This is a genomic window from Streptomyces wedmorensis (assembly GCF_000716445.1).
Lineage (GTDB): Bacteria > Actinomycetota > Actinomycetes > Streptomycetales > Streptomycetaceae > Streptomyces > Streptomyces wedmorensis.
In genome coordinates this window covers 192256-209594 of record NZ_JNWK01000001.1, presented here as the reverse complement: position 1 = coordinate 209594, position 17339 = coordinate 192256, and the positions used below count along the sequence as shown (strand labels likewise).

At 73.3% G+C, this 17339-nt stretch carries 13 protein-coding genes; 8 read left to right on the top strand and 5 right to left on the bottom strand.

Annotated features, from left to right (window positions below):
• Positions 1-228 precede the first annotated feature (228 nt).
• From OO54_RS00835 to OO54_RS00820, 4 genes are all read left to right on the top strand, one after another.
• Positions 229-1533 (top strand): ABC transporter substrate-binding protein, encoded by a 1305-nt coding sequence (locus OO54_RS00835; protein WP_033200917.1) that lies wholly within the window; start codon positions 229-231, stop codon positions 1531-1533.
• A gap of 125 nt (positions 1534-1658) precedes the next feature.
• Complete coding sequence (locus tag OO54_RS00830) at positions 1659-2627, top strand: carbohydrate ABC transporter permease (RefSeq protein ID WP_033200916.1); 969 nt, start codon at positions 1659-1661, stop codon at positions 2625-2627.
• Positions 2624-3562 (top strand): carbohydrate ABC transporter permease, encoded by a 939-nt coding sequence (locus tag OO54_RS00825; RefSeq protein WP_033200915.1) that lies wholly within the window; start codon positions 2624-2626, stop codon positions 3560-3562. The genes OO54_RS00830 and OO54_RS00825 overlap by 4 nt, the downstream gene beginning before the upstream one ends.
• 131 nt (positions 3563-3693) lie before the next feature.
• Complete coding sequence (locus tag OO54_RS00820) at positions 3694-5097, top strand: GH1 family beta-glucosidase (protein ID WP_033200914.1); 1404 nt, start codon at positions 3694-3696, stop codon at positions 5095-5097.
• A 95-nt stretch (positions 5098-5192) separates the two neighbouring features.
• On the opposite strand, the gene OO54_RS00815 is transcribed toward OO54_RS00820, so the two are convergent.
• Together OO54_RS00815 and OO54_RS00810 are read right to left on the bottom strand one after the other, a co-directional pair.
• The gene (locus tag OO54_RS00815) at positions 5193-6563 is read right to left on the bottom strand and encodes a carbohydrate-binding protein (protein WP_033200913.1); all 1371 of its coding nucleotides are present in this window, start codon (positions 6561-6563) and stop codon (positions 5193-5195) included.
• Positions 6564-6655: 92 nt separating this feature from the next.
• Positions 6656-7600, bottom strand: coding sequence for a LysR family transcriptional regulator (locus OO54_RS00810; protein WP_033200912.1), 945 nt, complete (start codon positions 7598-7600; stop codon positions 6656-6658).
• Between the two features lie 158 nt (positions 7601-7758).
• Between OO54_RS00810 and OO54_RS00805 the strand changes: the two genes are divergently transcribed.
• Complete coding sequence (locus tag OO54_RS00805) at positions 7759-8424, top strand: GOLPH3/VPS74 family protein (RefSeq protein ID WP_033200911.1); 666 nt, start codon at positions 7759-7761, stop codon at positions 8422-8424.
• Positions 8425-8451: 27 nt separating this feature from the next.
• Here the strand turns inward: OO54_RS00805 and OO54_RS00800 are convergent, their stop codons facing one another.
• Positions 8452-8793, bottom strand: a complete 342-nt coding sequence (locus tag OO54_RS00800) for a hypothetical protein (RefSeq protein WP_033200910.1) — start codon at positions 8791-8793, stop codon at positions 8452-8454.
• A gap of 274 nt (positions 8794-9067) precedes the next feature.
• Between OO54_RS00800 and OO54_RS00795 the strand changes: the two genes are divergently transcribed.
• Positions 9068-12784 carry a choice-of-anchor D domain-containing protein gene (locus OO54_RS00795; RefSeq protein ID WP_051786620.1) on the top strand — a complete coding sequence of 1239 codons (3717 nt, stop codon included), beginning with the start codon at positions 9068-9070 and terminating at the stop codon, positions 12782-12784.
• A 68-nt stretch (positions 12785-12852) separates the two neighbouring features.
• On the opposite strand, the gene OO54_RS00790 is transcribed toward OO54_RS00795, so the two are convergent.
• Together OO54_RS00790 and OO54_RS00785 are read right to left on the bottom strand one after the other, a co-directional pair.
• Positions 12853-14244, bottom strand: a complete 1392-nt coding sequence (locus tag OO54_RS00790) for an NAD(P)/FAD-dependent oxidoreductase (RefSeq protein WP_033200909.1) — start codon at positions 14242-14244, stop codon at positions 12853-12855.
• 274 nt (positions 14245-14518) lie between these two features.
• Positions 14519-15385: a PaaX family transcriptional regulator gene (locus tag OO54_RS00785; protein WP_033200908.1), complete on the bottom strand. Its 867-nt coding sequence runs from the start codon at positions 15383-15385 to the stop codon at positions 14519-14521.
• 156 nt (positions 15386-15541) lie between these two features.
• Here OO54_RS00785 and OO54_RS00780 point away from each other — a divergent pair, with 156 nt between their 5' ends.
• Both OO54_RS00780 and OO54_RS00775 read left to right on the top strand, forming a co-directional pair.
• Positions 15542-16453, top strand: a complete 912-nt coding sequence (locus OO54_RS00780) for an SDR family NAD(P)-dependent oxidoreductase (RefSeq protein ID WP_033200907.1) — start codon at positions 15542-15544, stop codon at positions 16451-16453.
• 14 nt (positions 16454-16467) lie between these two features.
• A complete protein-coding gene (locus OO54_RS00775) occupies positions 16468-17337 on the top strand; it encodes an amidohydrolase family protein (RefSeq protein WP_033201006.1) in 870 nt (289 codons plus the stop codon).
• Positions 17338-17339: the final 2 nt, after the last annotated feature.

Below are 17339 nucleotides of genomic sequence, written 5' to 3'. Positions count from 1 at the left end.
CTGAGCGAGTGGCCGAGCCATGACTGAGAGCGCTCTCAGATCGCCGGAAACGTAAAACCCTCGAAACAGCTGTGTCAAGAGATTGAACACAGCGCGGAGTTGAGGCCGTGTCTCGTCCGTTACGCCTTCGAGCCTTGACGGATGAGCCGCTCCGCGGGCACGCTCCCTCCGCAAGCTTGAGAGCGCTCTCAACCGCTCTCGCTCGTCCGGAACCAAGGGAGGCTTCCCATGCCCATCGCCCGAGCCGTCAAGAGAGCCGCCGTCCGCCTGGGCGCGGTCGCGCTCACCGGCGCACTCCTCGCCGCCTGCGGAGGTTCGACGGACGACACGTCCTCGGACGGCGCGGGCGGCAAGGTCACGATCACCGTGGACCTGTTCGGCTCGTTCGGATACAAGGAGGCCGGCCTCTACGCCGAGTACGAGAAGCTCCACCCCGGCGTCACGATCAAGCAGACGGACACCGAGGACGAGGCCGACTACTGGAAGTCCCTCCAGACCCGGCTCGCCGGCGGCGGCGGCCTCGCCGACGTCCAGGGCATCGAGGTGGGCCGGATCGCCTCCGTCACCCAGCAGCAGGCCGACCGCTTCACCGACCTCCGGAAGTACGGCGCGGACGCCCTGAAGGACCAGTTCGCCCCCGCCAAGTGGGCCGCCGCCACCGGCAAGGGCGGCGAGGTCCTCGGCCTCGGCACGGACGTCGGCCCCGAGGCGATGTGCTACCGCACGGACCTGTTCAAGCAGGCGGGACTGCCCACCGACCGTGACGAACTGGCGAAGAAGTGGGCCACCTGGGACGGCTACCTGGAGCTCGGCAAGCAGTACAAGGCGAAGGCGACCGGCAAGAGCGCGTGGCTCGACAGCGTCGGCAGCCTCTACTCGATCATGATCGGGCAGGAGAAGGAGCGCTACTACGACGCCTCCGGAAAGCTGATCTGGGAAGAAAACCCCGCCCTCCGCACCGCCTGGGAGCACTCCGTCGAGGCCGCCAAGGACGGACTGAGCGCCAAGCTCGACCAGTGGTCCCCGGCGTGGAACCAGGCCTTCGCCGCCGGTTCCTTCGCCACCATCCCCTGCCCCGCCTGGATGCTCGGCTACATCAAGGGCCAGGCCGGTGAGTCCGGCAAGGGCAAGTGGGACGTCGCCCCGCTCCCCGGCGGCGCCGGCAACTGGGGCGGTTCCTACCTGGCCGTGCCGAAGGCCGCCGCGCACAAGAAGGAGGCGTACGAGCTGATCAAGTGGCTCACCGCCCCCGAGCAGCAGACCCGGCTCTTCGAGAAGCAGGGCAACTTCCCCTCCGCCACCGGCGCCATCGAGAAGGTCGCCGGCGCGAAGGACCCCTTCTTCTCCGACGCCCCGATCGGGAAGATCTTCGGCGACGCGGCGAAGGCGGCCCCGGTCCAGGTCCTCGGCGTGCACGACCAGAACATCGCCCAGCAGATCACCAACGCCCTCAGCGAGGTCGAGCGCAAGGGCACCTCGCCCGAGAAGGCCTGGTCGAACGCGAAGAAGGGCGTCGCCAACACCATCGGCTGACCCGTCCGGTCGGCCGACCCGCACCCTCGGCCGACCCGCACCGCCGACCGCCTCACCGGGGGTGCCCGGCACCCCCGCCCCGCCCCGCACCGCACCGCACCGACCACTCACCGAAGGGCCGCACCGTGACCCTCACCGCATCCCAGGCGCCGGCACCGCCCGGCCGGACCGCCCCGCCCCGGCGGCGGGGTTCCGCCCCCCGGCGGGCCTGGCGGACGTTCTCGCCGTACGCCTATCTGGCCCCGTTCTTCACCCTGTTCGCCGCGTTCGGCCTGTTCCCGCTGGTCTACACGGCGTACGTGTCGCTGTACCGGGTGGAGCTCCAGACGCCCGGCGACATGCAGTGGCGGGGCTTCGGCAACTACACCGCCCTCCTCGGCGACGAGTACTTCTGGCTCGCGCTGCGCAACACCTTCACCATCGGCGTGCTCTCGACCGTGCCGCAGCTGGTGATGGCGCTCGGGCTTGCGCACCTGCTCAACTACCGGCTGCGCGGCCGCACTTTCCTGCGCACCGCGATCCTGCTGCCGTACGCGACCTCGGTCGCCGCCGCCACCCTCGTCTTCGCCCAGCTCTTCGGGAGCGACTTCGGGCTCGTCAACTACGTCCTGGGCGTGGTCGGCATCGACCCCGTGGACTGGCAGAACGACACGGTCGCCTCGCAGATCGCGGTGTCGAGCATCGTCATCTGGCGGTGGACGGGCTACAACGCCCTGATCTACCTGGCGGGCATGCAGTCCATCCCGAACGAGCTGTACGAGGCCGCCGCCATGGACGGGGCCTCGCGGTGGCGGCAGTTCTTCCACGTCACCCTGCCCGGTCTGCGGCCCACGATCGTGTTCACCGTGGTCGTCTCCACGATCGGCGCGACCCAGCTGTTCGGTGAGCCGCTGCTGCTCGAAGGCCAGATATCGGGCGGCATCTCGCACCAGTACCAGACGCTCGGGCTCTACATGTACGAGCAGGGCTGGGGCTTCTTCCACCTGGGCCGGGCCGCGGCCATCGCCTGGGTGATGTTCCTGCTCATCGTGGTGCTCGTCGGGGTCAACGCCCTGATCGCGCGCCGCCGTTCCCGCAAGGAGGCCGGCCGATGACCGCGCCGATCGCCCCCGCGGCGGCCTCGGCGCCGGCCGCCCCCGCCACCCCGCCGGCCGGTGACCCGGCCGCCCGTCGCACCGGCCGGCCGCGCCGGGGGGCCTCGCGGGCGGGGCGGACCCTGCACGCCGGCCCGGTCGCGTACACGATCCTGATCCTCGCCGTGCTGGTGTCCGCGTTCCCCTTCTACTGGACGATCGTGGCCGCCAGCCGCTCCAACGCCGACCTGGCCCAGGTGCCGCCGGCCCTGCTGCCGGGCCCTAACCTGATGCGGAACTTCGAGGCGGTCCTCGAAGAGGCGGACATCGGCAAGGCGCTGCTGAACTCGCTCATCGTGTCGGGCTCGATCACCCTCGGCACCGTGCTGTGCTGCACGCTGGCCGGATTCGCCTTCGCCAAGCTGCGCTTCCGCGGGCGGGGCGCGCTGCTCGCGGTCACGGTGGGCACGATGATGATCCCGCCGCAGCTGGGCGTCATCCCGCTGTTCATGCTGATCGCCGAACTGGGGTGGGTGAACCAGCTCCAGGCGGTGATCCTGCCGGGTCTGGTGTCCGCGTTCGGAGTGTTCTTCATGCGGCAGTACCTGGTGCAGTCGCTGCCGGACGAGCTGATCGAGGCGGCCCGGGTCGACGGCGCGTCCACGGCCAGGATCTTCTGGTCGATCGTGGTGCCGGTGGCCCGGCCCGGCATGGCGGTGCTCGGCCTGCTGACCTTCATGGCGGCGTGGAACGACTTCTTCTGGCCGGTCGTCGCGCTGACCTCCTCCGAGCCCACCGTCCAGGTCGCGCTCCGCCAGCTCGGCGGCGGCTACGTCCACGACCAGTCCGTGATCATGGCGGGCACGCTGCTCGGCACCCTGCCGGTGCTGCTGGTCTTCGGTCTGCTCGGCCGCCAGATCGTCGGCGGCATCATGCAGGGCGCGGTCAAGGGCTGACCCGCCGCCGGCCCCGCCTTCCCCCTGCCGGCCGCCTCTCGGCTCCTCGCCGCCCCTCTCGCCGGCCCCCCTGTCCCACCCCCTTCCCTCCCCTCCCCCAAGACGTCTCGACCCAAGGGAGTTCCCGTCCCATGACCGCGCTCGACACCCGCACCGACACCCCGGCCGTCCTCCGATTCCCCGAGGGCTTCCGCTGGGGCACCGCCACCGCCGCCTATCAGATCGAGGGCGCGGCCGCCGAGGACGGCCGCACGCCGTCCATCTGGGACACCTTCAGCCGCACTCCCGGCAAGGTCCGCAACGGCGACACCGGCGACATCGCCGCCGACCACTACCACCGCGTCGACGAGGACATCGCCCTCATGCGGCGGCTCGGGGTGACCGACTACCGCTTCTCGATCGCCTGGCCCCGGGTCCAGCCGACCGGGCGCGGCCCCGCCGTGCGCAAGGGCCTCGACTTCTACCGTCGCCTCGCCGACTCGCTCCTCGATGCGGGCATCCGCCCGGTGGCGACGCTCTACCACTGGGACCTGCCGCAGGAGTTGGAGGACGCCGGCGGCTGGCCGCACCGGGAGACCGCGTACCGCTTCGCCGAGTACGCGGACATCATGGCGGACGCCCTCGGCGACCGGGTGGCGACCTGGACGACGCTGAACGAGCCCTGGTGCGCCGCGTTCCTCGGCTACGGCAACGGGGTGCACGCGCCGGGCCGCACCAGCGACCTCGCCGCGCTGCGCGCCGCCCACCACCTCAACCTGGCCCACGGGCTCGCGGCGCGTGTGCTGCGGGGCGCGCTGCCCGGCTCCGCCGAGGTGTCGTTGACCCTCAACCTGCATGCGGTGCGGGCCCGTTCGCAGGCCCCGGAGGACGTCGACGCGGCCCGGCGGATCGACGCGGTGGGCAACCGGATCTTCCTCGACCCCGTCTTCCACGGACGGCTCCCGGAGGACCTGGTCCGTGACACGGCGGCGGTGACGGACTGGTCCTTCGTCCAGGACGGCGACCTCGCGGCGGCCGCCGCGCCGCTCGACTCCCTCGGCATCAACTACTACTCCCCCGCCGTCGTCGCCGCCGGCTCCTCCGAGTCTCCGTCGCCGTGGGCGGGCGCGGAGCGGCACGTCCGGTTCGAGCCGGCGCCGGGGCCGCGCACCGCCATGGACTGGCCGGTGGACGCCGACGGACTGCACGAGCTCCTCGTCCGGCTGCGGGACGAGCTGCCCGGCGTACCGCTGGTGATCACGGAGAACGGCGCGGCGTACGACGACTACGCCGATCCCTCGGGTCAGGTGAAGGACCCCGAGCGGGTGGCGTACCTCCACGCGCACCTGGCCGCGGTGCACCGCGCCCTCGCGGACGGCGCGGACGTGCGGGGGTACTTCCTGTGGTCGCTGCTGGACAACTTCGAGTGGGCGTACGGCTACAGCAAGCGGTTCGGCATCGTCCACGTCGACTTCGCCACGCAGCGCCGGACGCTCAAGGACAGCGCCCGCTGGTACGCGGAGGTCATCGCCCGGGGCGGCCTGGCGGAGTCCTGAGACCCGTCGGTGTGCACGGCGCGCCTCCGTACGGCGGAGGGGCGCCGCGGTTCCCCCCTCGGGTCCGCGGCGCCCCGGTCACGGCCGGGCCGGTGTCACAGGCGCCGCCACAGGGCGGGGACGTTCGGCGGCTCCCAGCCGGTCTGGGCCTGGTGGCCCTGGAGGCAGCGGTAGCTCGCGCCGCCGTACGTGACGGTGTCACCGGCCGCGTACACCTTGCCCGCGGCCCAGGTGCCACCCGGCTGGGGTTCGCCGGGGCCGGGGCCCGGGTCGCCGCCCGTGGTCTTCAGGGTCAGGCCGTAGTTCTGGAGCAGCGGGTTCAGCGGCTGGAAGAAGGTGGTGCCGCCGGTGGTGCAGGTGCCGGAGCCGCCCGAGGTGACGCCCTGGGCCTGGCTGCCGGAGATGTACGAGCCGCCGGAGTCGCCGGGCTCGGCGCAGACGGTCGTCCGGGTCACCCCGGTGATGGTGCCCTCGGGGTAGGTGACGCTGGTGTTGTGCTGCTGCACGGTTCCGCAGTGCCAGCCGGTGGTGGAGCCGGAGCGGCACACGGAGGCGCCGACGGGCTGCAGCACCGAGCCGGTGACCTGGACGTTCGTGCCGCCGGAGCCCTTGACGTACGGCGTGGAGGTCCAGCTGGAGTTGGCCGCGACCCAGGCCATGTCGTTGCCGGGGAAGACCGAGCCCTGGAAGGTGCCCTGCGCGACCTGGTTGAAGCCGCTGGTGGTGGTGCCCGCGCGGCCGCAGTGGCCCGCGGTGGCGAAGCCCTGGGTGGTGCCGCGGGTGACCGCGAAGCCCACCGAGCAACGGCCGCCGCCGCCCATGTAGTACGCGTCGCCGCCCCGGATGTCGTACAGCGGGCGCGGCGCGGCGGTGGCGCGGACGACGCGGACCAGCTCGCGGGGGACGCCGGTGGCCCGGACGAGTCGCACCCCGGCGCCGGCCTTCGTCTCCTCGACGACCAGGACGTTGGCGCGCACGTCGACGTAGCGGACGGGGGCCTCGGCGGTGGCGGCCCGGTCGAGGGTCTCCTTGACGCGCTCCAGGGCGGTCAGGCCGTGCGGCACGAGCAGGGCACGCGCCCCGGTGGCCCGTATCGCGGCCGCGTCGGACGGCCGGGTCGTGGCGACGGTCAGGGTGCCGGCCTCGGCGCCGTCCAGCCACGCCCCGGCGAACGCCCCGCCGAGGTCCTGGCGGAGCCGGGCGGCGGTGGCGCCGGCCTCGGCCTCGTTGGCGAGGCGGTCGAGGGCCTGCGCCCGGGTGAGGCCCAGGTCGCGTCCCATGGCCAGCAGGAGCTCGGGCTGGGCGGAGGCCGCGCCGAGCGTCTGCGCGGCGGTGCCGACGGCGGGGGCCGGGGCGGTGTCGGGTGCCTGCGGGGCCGCGGTGGCGGAGCCGGCCTGGAGGCCGGCCAGCACCATTCCGGCGGCGGCCAGCGCGGTACACGCCGCGCGGGCGTGTCGTCGGAGCATGGGTGTCTCCTCGGTTCTCGGTGGGGGATCTGCTGAGAACGTAGGAGTCCCGACGAGCGGGCGGCAGTGGCCAGTTCGCCCCTGCCTCCGCGTTATGCCCCGGCCCGTGGCAGATGCGGCGCCGCGGTCCCTCCGGCGCTGCGGGCGAGCGCGTCGGCGTGAGCGGCTCGGGTGTGGCGCAGGACGGCGGCGGCCCGGTCGGCCGCCCGCCCTTCGGGGTGCCAGCCGAGGAGGTGCCGCCAGACCAGGGGGGCGCCGGTCAGCGGGCGCGTGACGAGGCCGGGTGTCGCGGGGAAGGTGGCCCGGCAGAGGCCGACGGCCCGGCCGACCTGGACGAGGTGCACGCAGGACGCGGTGTCCGTCTCGTACACGCAGGCGGGGGTGAAGCCCGCCCGGACGCAGGCGGCGGCGAAGCAGTCGCCGAAGCAGCCGTCGCCCGGCACGTCGGTCCAGGCCTCCGCCGCGAGTTCGGCGAGGTCGATCTCGCTCCGGGGTGCGAGCGGGTGGTCGTCGGCCAGCATGACGTACACCGGGTCGCGGGCGACCTCCGTCCACGCCAGGCGGCCCGCCTCGGGGGCGCCGCTCTCCCCGCAGACGCCGACCAGCGCGAAGTCGAGGCGTCCGGCGACCACCCCGCAGGCGATCTCGCGCTCCGACCACGAGGTGTACGTGGTCACCAGCGTGCCCGGGTCGGTGCGCGCGATCCGGTCGACGAGCCCTCCGAGCAGCGGTCCGTGCGTGCCGCCGAGCCGGTATCCGTCCGCGCCTTCCCGGGCGAACCGCACCGCCTCCTCCTGCAGCTCGCACACGGCGGGCAGCACCACCCGCGCCCGCTCCACGACCAGGTCGCCGAGGGCCGTGGCCCGTACCCCGTCCCGCCCGCGGACGAACAGCGTCCCGCCCAGGGCCCGTTCGATCCGCTTCAGCTGGGCGCTCAGCGCCGGCTGCGCCAGCCCCAGCACACTGGCGGCACGCGTGAGGCTCCCCGCGTCCGCGATGGCCCGGATCGTCTTGAGGTGCCTCAACTCCAAGTCCATGAGCAGAGCTTGACGCCACCCACCCGATAGGTCCAGACCAAACACCCATGGGGCCGTCCGCTCCGGGGAACCGAGACGGTCTACCGCCCGTCCTTCCGGTCACAGGACGGTCGGGGCCACCCGCACCGCCGACGGCGCACGAGGGCAAGGAGCACGCGGTGACGGTCACGCTCGCGGAGGAGATCATGCTGCTGTCGCTGGACGACGAGTCCGGCGCGGCGAAGGAACGGCAGTCCGCGGCCTGGGCGGTCGCGGGCGGCATCCTCCTCGACCTCGTCCTCGCCGGACGGGTGGGCGTCGAAGGGGGACGGCTGTGGGTCGCGGACCGGACCCCCACCGACGTCCCCCTCCTGGACGAGCGGCTGCGCGCGATCGAGGCGTGGACGGCGGGCCGGAAGCAGCCGCGGAAGGTCACCCAGTGGCTGACGAAGGACCACCCCAAGGCCGTCAAGGCGACCGTCGAGAGCCTGCGGGGACGGGGACTCGTCCGCGCGGAGCAGCGCAAGGTGCTGGGGCTCTTCCCCGTCACCCGCTACCCCGAGGCCGACGGCTCCGTCGAGCGCGAACTCAGGGCCCGGCTGCGGGCCGTGGTCCTCGACGGCGCCGAGCCCGACGAGCGTACCGCCGGACTCCTCGCCCTCGTGCACGGCGCGAAGCTGCACCGCCTCGCCTTCCCCGGGGTGCCCCGCAAGCAGATCGCGCCCCGCCTGGACGGCATCACGGACGGCCAGGGGGTCGCCGAAGGCGTGCGGAAGGCGATCCGCGACATGCAGTCCGCCATGGCCTCGATCACCGTCGTGACCGTGGTGGCGGCCGGGAGCTGACCCGCCCGTCACCCGCCCGGGGCTCGGTCAGAAGAATCCGTGCACGGACTTCGGGTGCCTGCACCGCACGGTCGGGGGTCCGTCACCGTCGTCGGGCCCCCTGGCGTCGCCGTAGGTGTTCCGGCACGGCTCGTTGTTGTTGCCGAGGTAGTAGGGGCAGAGGCAGAAGTGCGGGGTCGGCGGCGGAGGATGACTCCCCAGGCAACGGCCCCCCGAGAACCATTCACGCTCTTCGGGCTCCAGCTCCGCGCCGGCCTGGCGCAGGATCTCCGCCGCCTCGCGCTGCGCGTCGATGACCAGCTGCATGGCGCGCGCCAGCGCCTTCGCCTGCTCATCGGACCGCTGATACTGCTCCGGATCTTCGGACACCTGTGTCCTCCTCCGAGTGGTCGGGCCCCACGTCGTACCAGGGGTCGGGCGTCCGGTCGGGCAGGCGCGCGCGTGCTGCTCCGGTCGGCCCCGCCGCGGTCCGCCGATCGGGGCAACCCGCAAGCGGGGCATCGGCGTTGGCGGCGGCGGCCGATCGGGTGGACGCGGCGAGGGGGCCGGCCTCGGGGGTGTACGTACGCGGGCGGACCGTCCAGGATGGGGCCCGGCGGAGTGCTCGTCTCCGTCCTCGTGGGTCCACGTGAAGGTGGGATGGATGGCCGACCGGCGCAGGGCGATCACCCGACTGCTGACGATGTCCCTGACGCTGTCCCTGGTGACGGGACCGGCGACCGCCCTGGGCACCCCCGCCCAGCCCGCGCGGCTCGTCGCCGAGCAGACCACCATCTCGCACGACGACCTGCGCACCGGCTGGGACCGGGACGAGCCGGGACTCGCCCCCGACCAGGTGTCCAGCTCGGACTTCGGGCTGCAGTTCTCCACCGCCGTCGACGGCCAGGTGTACGCGCAGCCGCTGGTCGTGGGGCGGACGCTGGTCGCGGCCACGGAGAACAACAAGGCGTACGGGATCGACGCGGCCACCGGGGCGATCGGCTGGACGAAGGACCTCGGCGCGCCCTGGCCCGCCTCGGCCATCACCTGCGGCGACCTGGTGCCGAACATCGGGGTCACGTCGACGCCCGTGTACGACCCGGTGAGCAACGCCGTCTACATGACCTCGAAGGTGAACGACGGACCCGACGTCCAGCACCCCAACTGGTACGTCCACGCCCTCGACCCCGCGACGGGCGCCGAGCGGGCGGGCTGGCCGGTGAAGGTGGCGGGCGCGCCGGTGAACGATCCGGGGCGGGCGTTCAACCCGTACACCGCGGGCCAGCGTCCCGGGCTGCTCCTGATGGGCGGTTCGGTGTACGCGGCCTTCGCCTCGCACTGCGACCGGGGCCCGTACGTGGGCTATGTCATGGGCGTCAGCACGACGACCCGGAAGACCACGCTGTGGGCGACGGAGGACTCGTCGGCGAACGGCATGGCCGGTGTCTGGATGAGCGGTGGTGGCCTGGTCTCCGACGGTCCGGGCCGCATCCTGTTCTCGACGGGCAACGGCGTCTCCCCGGCGCCCGGTCCCGGCAACCGGCCGCCGGGCCAGCTCGCCGAGTCGGTGGTGCGGCTCGGGGTGAACAGCGACGGCACGATGTCGGCGCAGGACTTCTTCAGCCCGGCCAACGCCTCCCAACTGGACCTCAACGACACCGACCTGGGCTCGGGCGGCCCGGTCGCCCTGCCGGACGCGTACTTCGGCACCAGCCGGTACCCACGGCTGCTCGTGGAGATCGGCAAGGACGGACGGCTGTTCCTGCTCGACCGCGACGACCTCGGCGGACGCAGCCAGGGTCCGGGCGGGACGGACAAGGTGCTCGGCGCGTTCGGGCCGTACGAGGGGGTGTGGGGGCATCCCGCCGTGTACGGCGGTCAGGGCGGGTACGTCTACACGATCGGCAGCGGCGGGCCGCTGCGGGCCTTCGCGTACGGGCTGAGCGGCTCGGGCATGCCGGTGCTCAGCAACACGGGCAGCAGCACCCAGCGGTTCGGCTACACCTCGGGGTCGCCGGTGGTGACGTCGACGGGCACGAACCCGGGGTCGGCGCTGGTGTGGGCCGTCGCCTCCGACGGGGCGAACGGCGCCAACGGGCAGCTGCGCGCGTACGACGCGGTGCCCGTGAACGGCGAGCTGAGGCTGCGCTGGTCGGCGCCGATCGGGGTGGCGTCGAAGTTCGCCGTCCCGGCCACGGACAACGGGCGGATCTACGTGGGCACCCGGGACGGCCACGTCATGGCCTTCGGCCGGCCCGCGAACTCGGCGCTGCACGGCGAGCCGGTGGACGTCGGCGACGCCGCGGTCGGCGGGTCGCGTACGGCCACGGCGACCGTCACGGCGACCCGTGACGTGACGCTCACCGGGGTGAGCACCCCGGCCGGCAGCAGGTTCTCGGCGACGTCGGCCGGTCTGCCGCGCACCCTGCGGGCCGGTGAGACGCACACCGCGCAGGTGACCTTCTCCCCCACGTCTCCGGGGGCGGACACGTCGGGGCTGACCTTCACCACGAACTTCGGCGACAGCGCGCTCGGCCTGACCGGCTACGGGACCCGGCCGGGGCTCCTCGCGTCCCCCGGAGCGCTCGACTTCGACATCGTCCCGACCACCTCCCGCAAGACGCTGGGCGTGACGTTCACGAACACGGGGACGGCCGACGAGACGATCTCCGCGGTGTCGCTGCCCGGCAGTCCGTACGCCGTCGGCGACCCGCCGGCCGTGGGCACGGTCGTGCAACCGCGACAGTCCGTCACCGTGCAGGTGGCGTACGCGCCGACCGTCGCCGGGGAGCACACCGGGACGCTCGCCGTCACCGGGGGGAACGGGACCGCGTCCGTCGCCCTGACCGGCACGGCGGTGACCGGCCGGGCGGAGCTGACCATCACTCCCACGTCGACGGACTTCGGTCAGGTGCGGGTCGGCGAGTCGGTGACCAAGACCTTCGACATCAGCAACACCGGCAACATCCCGCTCACCATCACCAAGGCCAAGCCTCCCGCGGCGCCGTTCCACGTCACCAACCCGATCAGCGAGGGCCAGGTCCTCGGTCCCGAGGACGTCGTCCACCAGGCCGTCACGTTCTCGCCGACGGCCATCGGAGCCGTGTCGGCCGCGTACGAGCTGACCTCCGACGACGGACGCGGGCCCCTCGCCGAGGCGCTGACCGGGACCGGGGCCGCCGGCACCGTCGTCAACGTCCCCTCGCCCGGCGCGGGCGGCTGGAAGCTGAACGGCTCCGCGCGGATCTCCGGGAACGACCTCCAGGTGACCCAGGCGAGCGCCTCCCAGCGCGGGACGGCGGTCTGGCCGGTCCCGGTGCTCACCGACGGCCTCAAGGCGTCGTTCACCACGGTGATCGGCGGCGGGACCGGCGCCGACGGACAGACCTTCGCCCTCCTCGACCCGGCCAGGACCACCCCGGCCGCCCTCGGCGGCCTCGGCGGCGGTCTCGGCTTCGCGGGCCTGCCCGGCGTCGCCGTCGCCTTCGACACCTACCGCAACCCGGGTGATCCGTACGCGAACTTCGTCGGCGTCGCGACCGGCGGCAGCGGCTCGGCCCTCACCTACGCGGCGACCACGTCGAGCGTGCCGAACCTGCGGTCGGGCACCCACGCGGTCACGATCGCGGTCTCCGGCAAGACGGTCACGGTGACCGTCGACGGCACCCAGCGGCTGCGGACCACCGTGGCCTCGCTGCCCCCGACCGCGCTGCTCGCGTTCACCGGCGGGACCGGCGGCGTGACCGACATCCACGCCTTCCGGGGTGCGTCGATCACCGCCGCCTCGTACGCCCTGCCGCCGCCCGGCCCCAACGGCTGGACCTACAACGGGACCGCCGCCCTGTCCGGAACCTCGCTCGTCCTCACGCCGGTCCAGACATACGCCAAGGGGTCGGCGATCCAGGCCACCTCCGTCCCGTCGGCACGGCTGCGGGCCCGCTTCACCGCCACCCTCTCCGGCGGCACCGGGGCCGACGGGCTCGCCCTGCTGCTGCTCGACGCGACGCAGGCGACGCGCACGTCCCTGGGCAACGGGGGCGGCGGACTCGGCTTCAGCGGGCTGCCGGGAGTCGCGGTCACCCTGGACACGTACCGCAACGGCACCGACCCGTCGTCGAACTTCGTCGGCGTCGCCACCGGGGGCACCGGCACCACCCTCCGCTACGCGGCGACCTCGACGGCCGTCCCGGCCCTGCGCACGGGCAGCCACGTCGTCGACGTCAACGTCACCGCCGCCGGACGCCTCATCGTCCTCGTCGACGGCACCCAGGTCATCGACGTGGCGATCACGCTGCCCCGCAACGTCCTGGTCGGCTTCGGCGCGGCCAGCGGCGGCCTCACCGACCGCCACACGGTCACGGGGGTGCGGATCGGCTACTGAGGCGCCCCGCGCACGCGGCCGGGCGGCGGGTCACCCGTGAGCGGGAAGCGGTGGCCCGGTGGTGCGGGTCAGCTGTCGAAGCCGAGGCCGAAGCGGTCGAGGGCGCGCAGCCAGAGGTTGCGGCGTCCCTGGTTCAGGTCGGCGCGTGCCATGGACCAGCGGGTGATGTGGATGCCGATCGAGCGGAAGGGTTCGGGCGGGAACGGCAGCGGCTTGCGGCGTACGAGTTCCAGGCCGGTCCGCTCGGTGTCCTCGCCCGCCAGGAGGTCGAGCATGACCTCGGCGCCGAAGCGGGTGGCGCCGACGCCGAGGCCGGTGAAACCGGCGGCGTAGGCGACCTTGCCCCGGTGACTCGTGTCGAAGAAGACGCAGAAGCGGGTGCTGGTGTCGATGGCCCCGCCCCAGGCGTGACTGAACCGGACCCCTTCCAGCTGCGGGAACGTGGTGAAGAAGTGCTCGGCGAGCGTCGCGTACGTCTCGGGCCGGCGGTCGTGCTCGGCGCGCACCGGGCCACCGTGGTGGACCGCGTCGTAGCCGCCCCAGAGGATGCGGTCGTCGGCGGAGAGCCGGACGTAGTGGAACTGGTTGGCGCAGTCCGCGAAGCCCTGGCGGCGCGTCCAGCCGACGGAGGCGAGCTGCTCCTCGGTGAGCGGCTCGGTCATCAGCGCGTAGTCGTACACGGGGACGGTGTAAGGACGGTGACGCCGGATCAGGGACGGGTAGGCGTTGGTGGCGAGCGCGACCTTGCGGGCGGTGACCCGACCGTAGGGCGTGCCCACCGCCACGACGGCGCCGTGCGCGTCGAGCGAGGTCGCGGGGGTGTGCTCGTGGATGCGGACGCCCAGGTCGAGGCAGGCCCGCTTGAGGCCCCAGGCGAGCCGGGCCGGGTTGACCATAGCGACGTCGTCCCGGTTCCACAGGCCGCCGAGGAAGGTCGGGGAGTCGATCTCGGCGCGGACGGCCTCGGCGTCGAGGAGGAGCGGCTTGCCGCCGTAGCGGGCGGCGGCCTCGGCCTCCTCGGCGAGGCCGTCGAGCTGGTACTGCTCGGTGGCGACGACGAGGGAGCCGGTGCGCTCCCAGTCGCAGTCGATGCCGTAGCGCTCGACGGCGTCCTCGATGGCCTGGAGGTTCTCGCGGCCCAGGCGCTCCAGGAGGCCGATCTCCCCGGGCCAGCGCTGGAGGCCGTTCGCCAGGCCGTGGGTGAGGCTGGCCTCGCAGAATCCGCCGTTGCGGCCGGAGGCGGCGCCGCCGGCCTCGTCCGCCTCGACGAGGACGACGTCGAGCGAGGGGTCGCGCTCCTTGGCGACGAGGGCGGTCCACAGGCCGGTGTAGCCGCCGCCGACCACGAGCAGGTCGCAGGTGGTGCCGCCGACCAGTGCGGGGGCGGGCCGGGGCCGCCGGGGGTCGTCGAGCCAGAACGGGGTGTGCTCGACGTCCCGGAGCGAGGCGAGGTGATCCATGGACCTTCCTTACGGGTCGCGGAGGCGCCCGGGCGAGGGGCGCCTCCGAAGTGCCGCCATGAGACTCCGCCGCACGGAACAAGGTCAATGGTGTTGACGTAAGGCGCGCCGCCGGTGGCGCGCCCTCGGGTCCGGCGCATCACCTCGTGGCCTGGGGCTTCCTCGGGTCCGGCGCATCACCTCGTGGCCTGGGGCTCCCTCGGGCCCCGCGCATCACCTCGTGACGTGCCGCGCCCTCGGGCCCCGCGCATCGCACGTGATCCGCCGGACGGGTCTACGCGGCCGGGTCCCAGCGGTCGAGGATCTCCTCCGCGATCCTGCGGGCCCCGGGTTCGAAGCGCGCGGAGAGTTCGCGGAACAGCGCCTCGGCGTGCTCGGCGGGCCATTCCCCGGGGAGGTGCTCGGCGGGCAGGTGGGGGTCACGGCGGACCAGGTCGAGCCAGTCGGTGTGGAGCAGGAGCAGCAGCCCGAGGTCGTCGCGGGCCTCCGCGGGCAGCCGGCCGTCGCCCCAGCGGGCGAGGAAGGCGCGATAGCCCTCGGCGATGGCGTCGACGTCGAAGGCGGTGCGGAGCAGGGGGCCGGCCTCGGTGGGCGCGGCGGCCTCGCCGTGGAAGGCTTTGATACGGTCCCCCAGCCCGAGCTCCGCCGCGACGGGGGCGACGTCGACGCGGCCGGGCGCGACCCAGAGTCCGCTCTGCAGGGGGCCGAAGCCCGCCCAGACGAGCCGGGAGCGCAGGTCGTGGCGCTCACGGCGCCAGGACTCGGGGAGCGAGAAGCCGACCAGGGTCCAGGTGCCGTCCCAGGCGCGGTTGACCGCTCCGGTGCGGCGGATCCGCTCCTCGCCGTCGGCGAGGACCTCGGCGGCCCGGTCCGTGAGCGAGAAGTACATCCTGCGGCCGCGCCGGTGGCGTTCGAGCAGCCCCCTGCCGACCATCCGCGTGAGGGTCGAGCGGACGGCGTCCTCCCCCACCTCGACGCGGGCGAAGGCGTCGATGACGCTCGCCGACGACAGGGCGGTGCCGGTGCCGAGGACGTGGATGCCGAAGAAGCTCAGCATCAGGGACTGGGTGCGGGGCGGGGCTCCGCGGCCGGCCGCTTCGGGGTCGGCTTCGGAGGACTGCGGTGGGTCGGATGCGATCACGGGGGACAGCGTAGGCCCGGCAGTCGCAGCTCACCATGAATGTTCGGCAGTTTATTGACCGCAGACGAGAATGTGCCTAGCTTTTGCCTCGCCGGTGCGTGCTCCTGGCCGCGTCACCTCGCGCCCCGCACCCGGCTCACGGGAAGGACCCCGCTCATGACTCATGTGGATCTCACCGGCAAGGTCGCCGTCGTCACCGGCAGCGGCCGCGGACTCGGCCTCGCCTACGCCCGCTCGCTCGCCGCCGCCGGCGCCGCCGTCGTGATCAACGACGTGGGCGCCGACGCCGCGGCCGAGGCCGTGCGCCTGATCACCGCCGACGGCGGACGTGCCGTCGCCGAAGTGGTCCCGGTCGGCTCCGCCGAGGCCGCCCGGGCCCTCGTCGCCCGAGCCGTCGACAGCTACGGCCGGCTCGACGTGATGGTCACCAACGCCGGCGTCCTGCGCGACCGGGTGCTGTGGAAGATGACGGACGAGGACTTCGACACCGTCGTCGAGGTGCACCTGCGCGGCACCTTCACCTGCGTCCGCGCCGCCGTCGAGCAGATGCGCGCCCAGGGCGAGGGCGGCCGCGTCGTCGTCGCCGGCTCCCCCGCCGGGCAGCGCGGCAACTTCGGCCAGACCAACTACGCCGCCGCCAAGGCCGGCATCGCCGCCATGGTGCGCACCTGGGCCATGGAGCTGGCGAAGGCCGGCATCACCGCGAACGCCGTCATCCCGGTGGCCGCGACCGCGATGACGAAGACGATCCCCGTCTTCGCCCCGCACGTCGAGGCCCTGGAGAAGGACGGCATCGCGCTCCCCGACAGCCTGCGCAAGGGCGAGGGCTTCGGCACGGCCGAGGACGTCGCCGGACTCGTGACGTTCCTCGCCTCGGACGCCTCCGCCGGCGTGACCGGCCAGTGCGTCGGCATCGGCGGCGACAAGCTCGCGCTCTGGTCGCACCCTCAGGAGGTGTCGGTGGCCTACGCGGACGGCGGCTGGAGCGCCGAAGCGATCGCGGCCGCCTGGCCGGTGACCGTCGGCCGTAGCCCGGAGACCTTCGGCATCCCGGCGCCGCAGCTGTGAGCGGCCACGGCGCGATGGACGTGGACGCGCTCGTCGCCATCGACATGCACACCCACGCCGAGGTGTCCGAGAAGGGCTGCGCGTCGCTCTCCGACGAGCTCGACGCCGCCGCCGGCGCGTACTTCAAGGCGGAGCACCGCCACCCGACACTGCCGGAGATCGCCACGTACTACCGCGAGCGGCAGATGGCGTGCGTGGTCTTCACGGTGGACGCGGAGTCCGCGACCGGCACCGCTCCGGTACCGAACGAGGAGATCGCCGAGGCCGCGCTGCGGAACCCCGACGTGATCATCCCGTTCGCCGGGGTCGACCCGTACAAGGGAAAGGCGGCGGTCCGTCAGATCCGGCGGCTCGTCGAGGAGTTCGGCGTCAAGGGCTTCAAGTTCCACCCGAACATCCAGGCCTTCCACCCCAACGACCGCATGGCGTACCCGCTGTACGAGGCGATCGAGGAGGCCGGTGCGATCGCGGTCTTCCACACCGGGCAGACGGGCATCGGCGCGGGCGCTCCGGGCGGCGGCGGCATCCGGCTGAAGTACTCGAACCCGATGGACGTGGACGACGTCGCCGCGGACTTCCCCGGGATGGGGATCGTCCTCGCCCACCCGTCCTTCCCGTGGCAGGACGAGGCGCTCGCGGTGGCCACCCACAAGCCCCAGGTGTACATCGACCTGTCGGGCTGGTCGCCGAAGTACTTCCCTCCGCAGCTGGTCCGGTACGCCAACAGCCTCCTGAAGGACAAGGTGCTGTTCGGCTCCGACTTCCCGCTGCTCGCCCCCGACCGCTGGCTGGCCGACTTCGCGGAGCTCCCGATCAAGGACGAGGTCCGTCCGAAGATCCTCAAGGAGAACGCGGCCAGGCTGCTCGGTCTCACCGGAAACTGAGG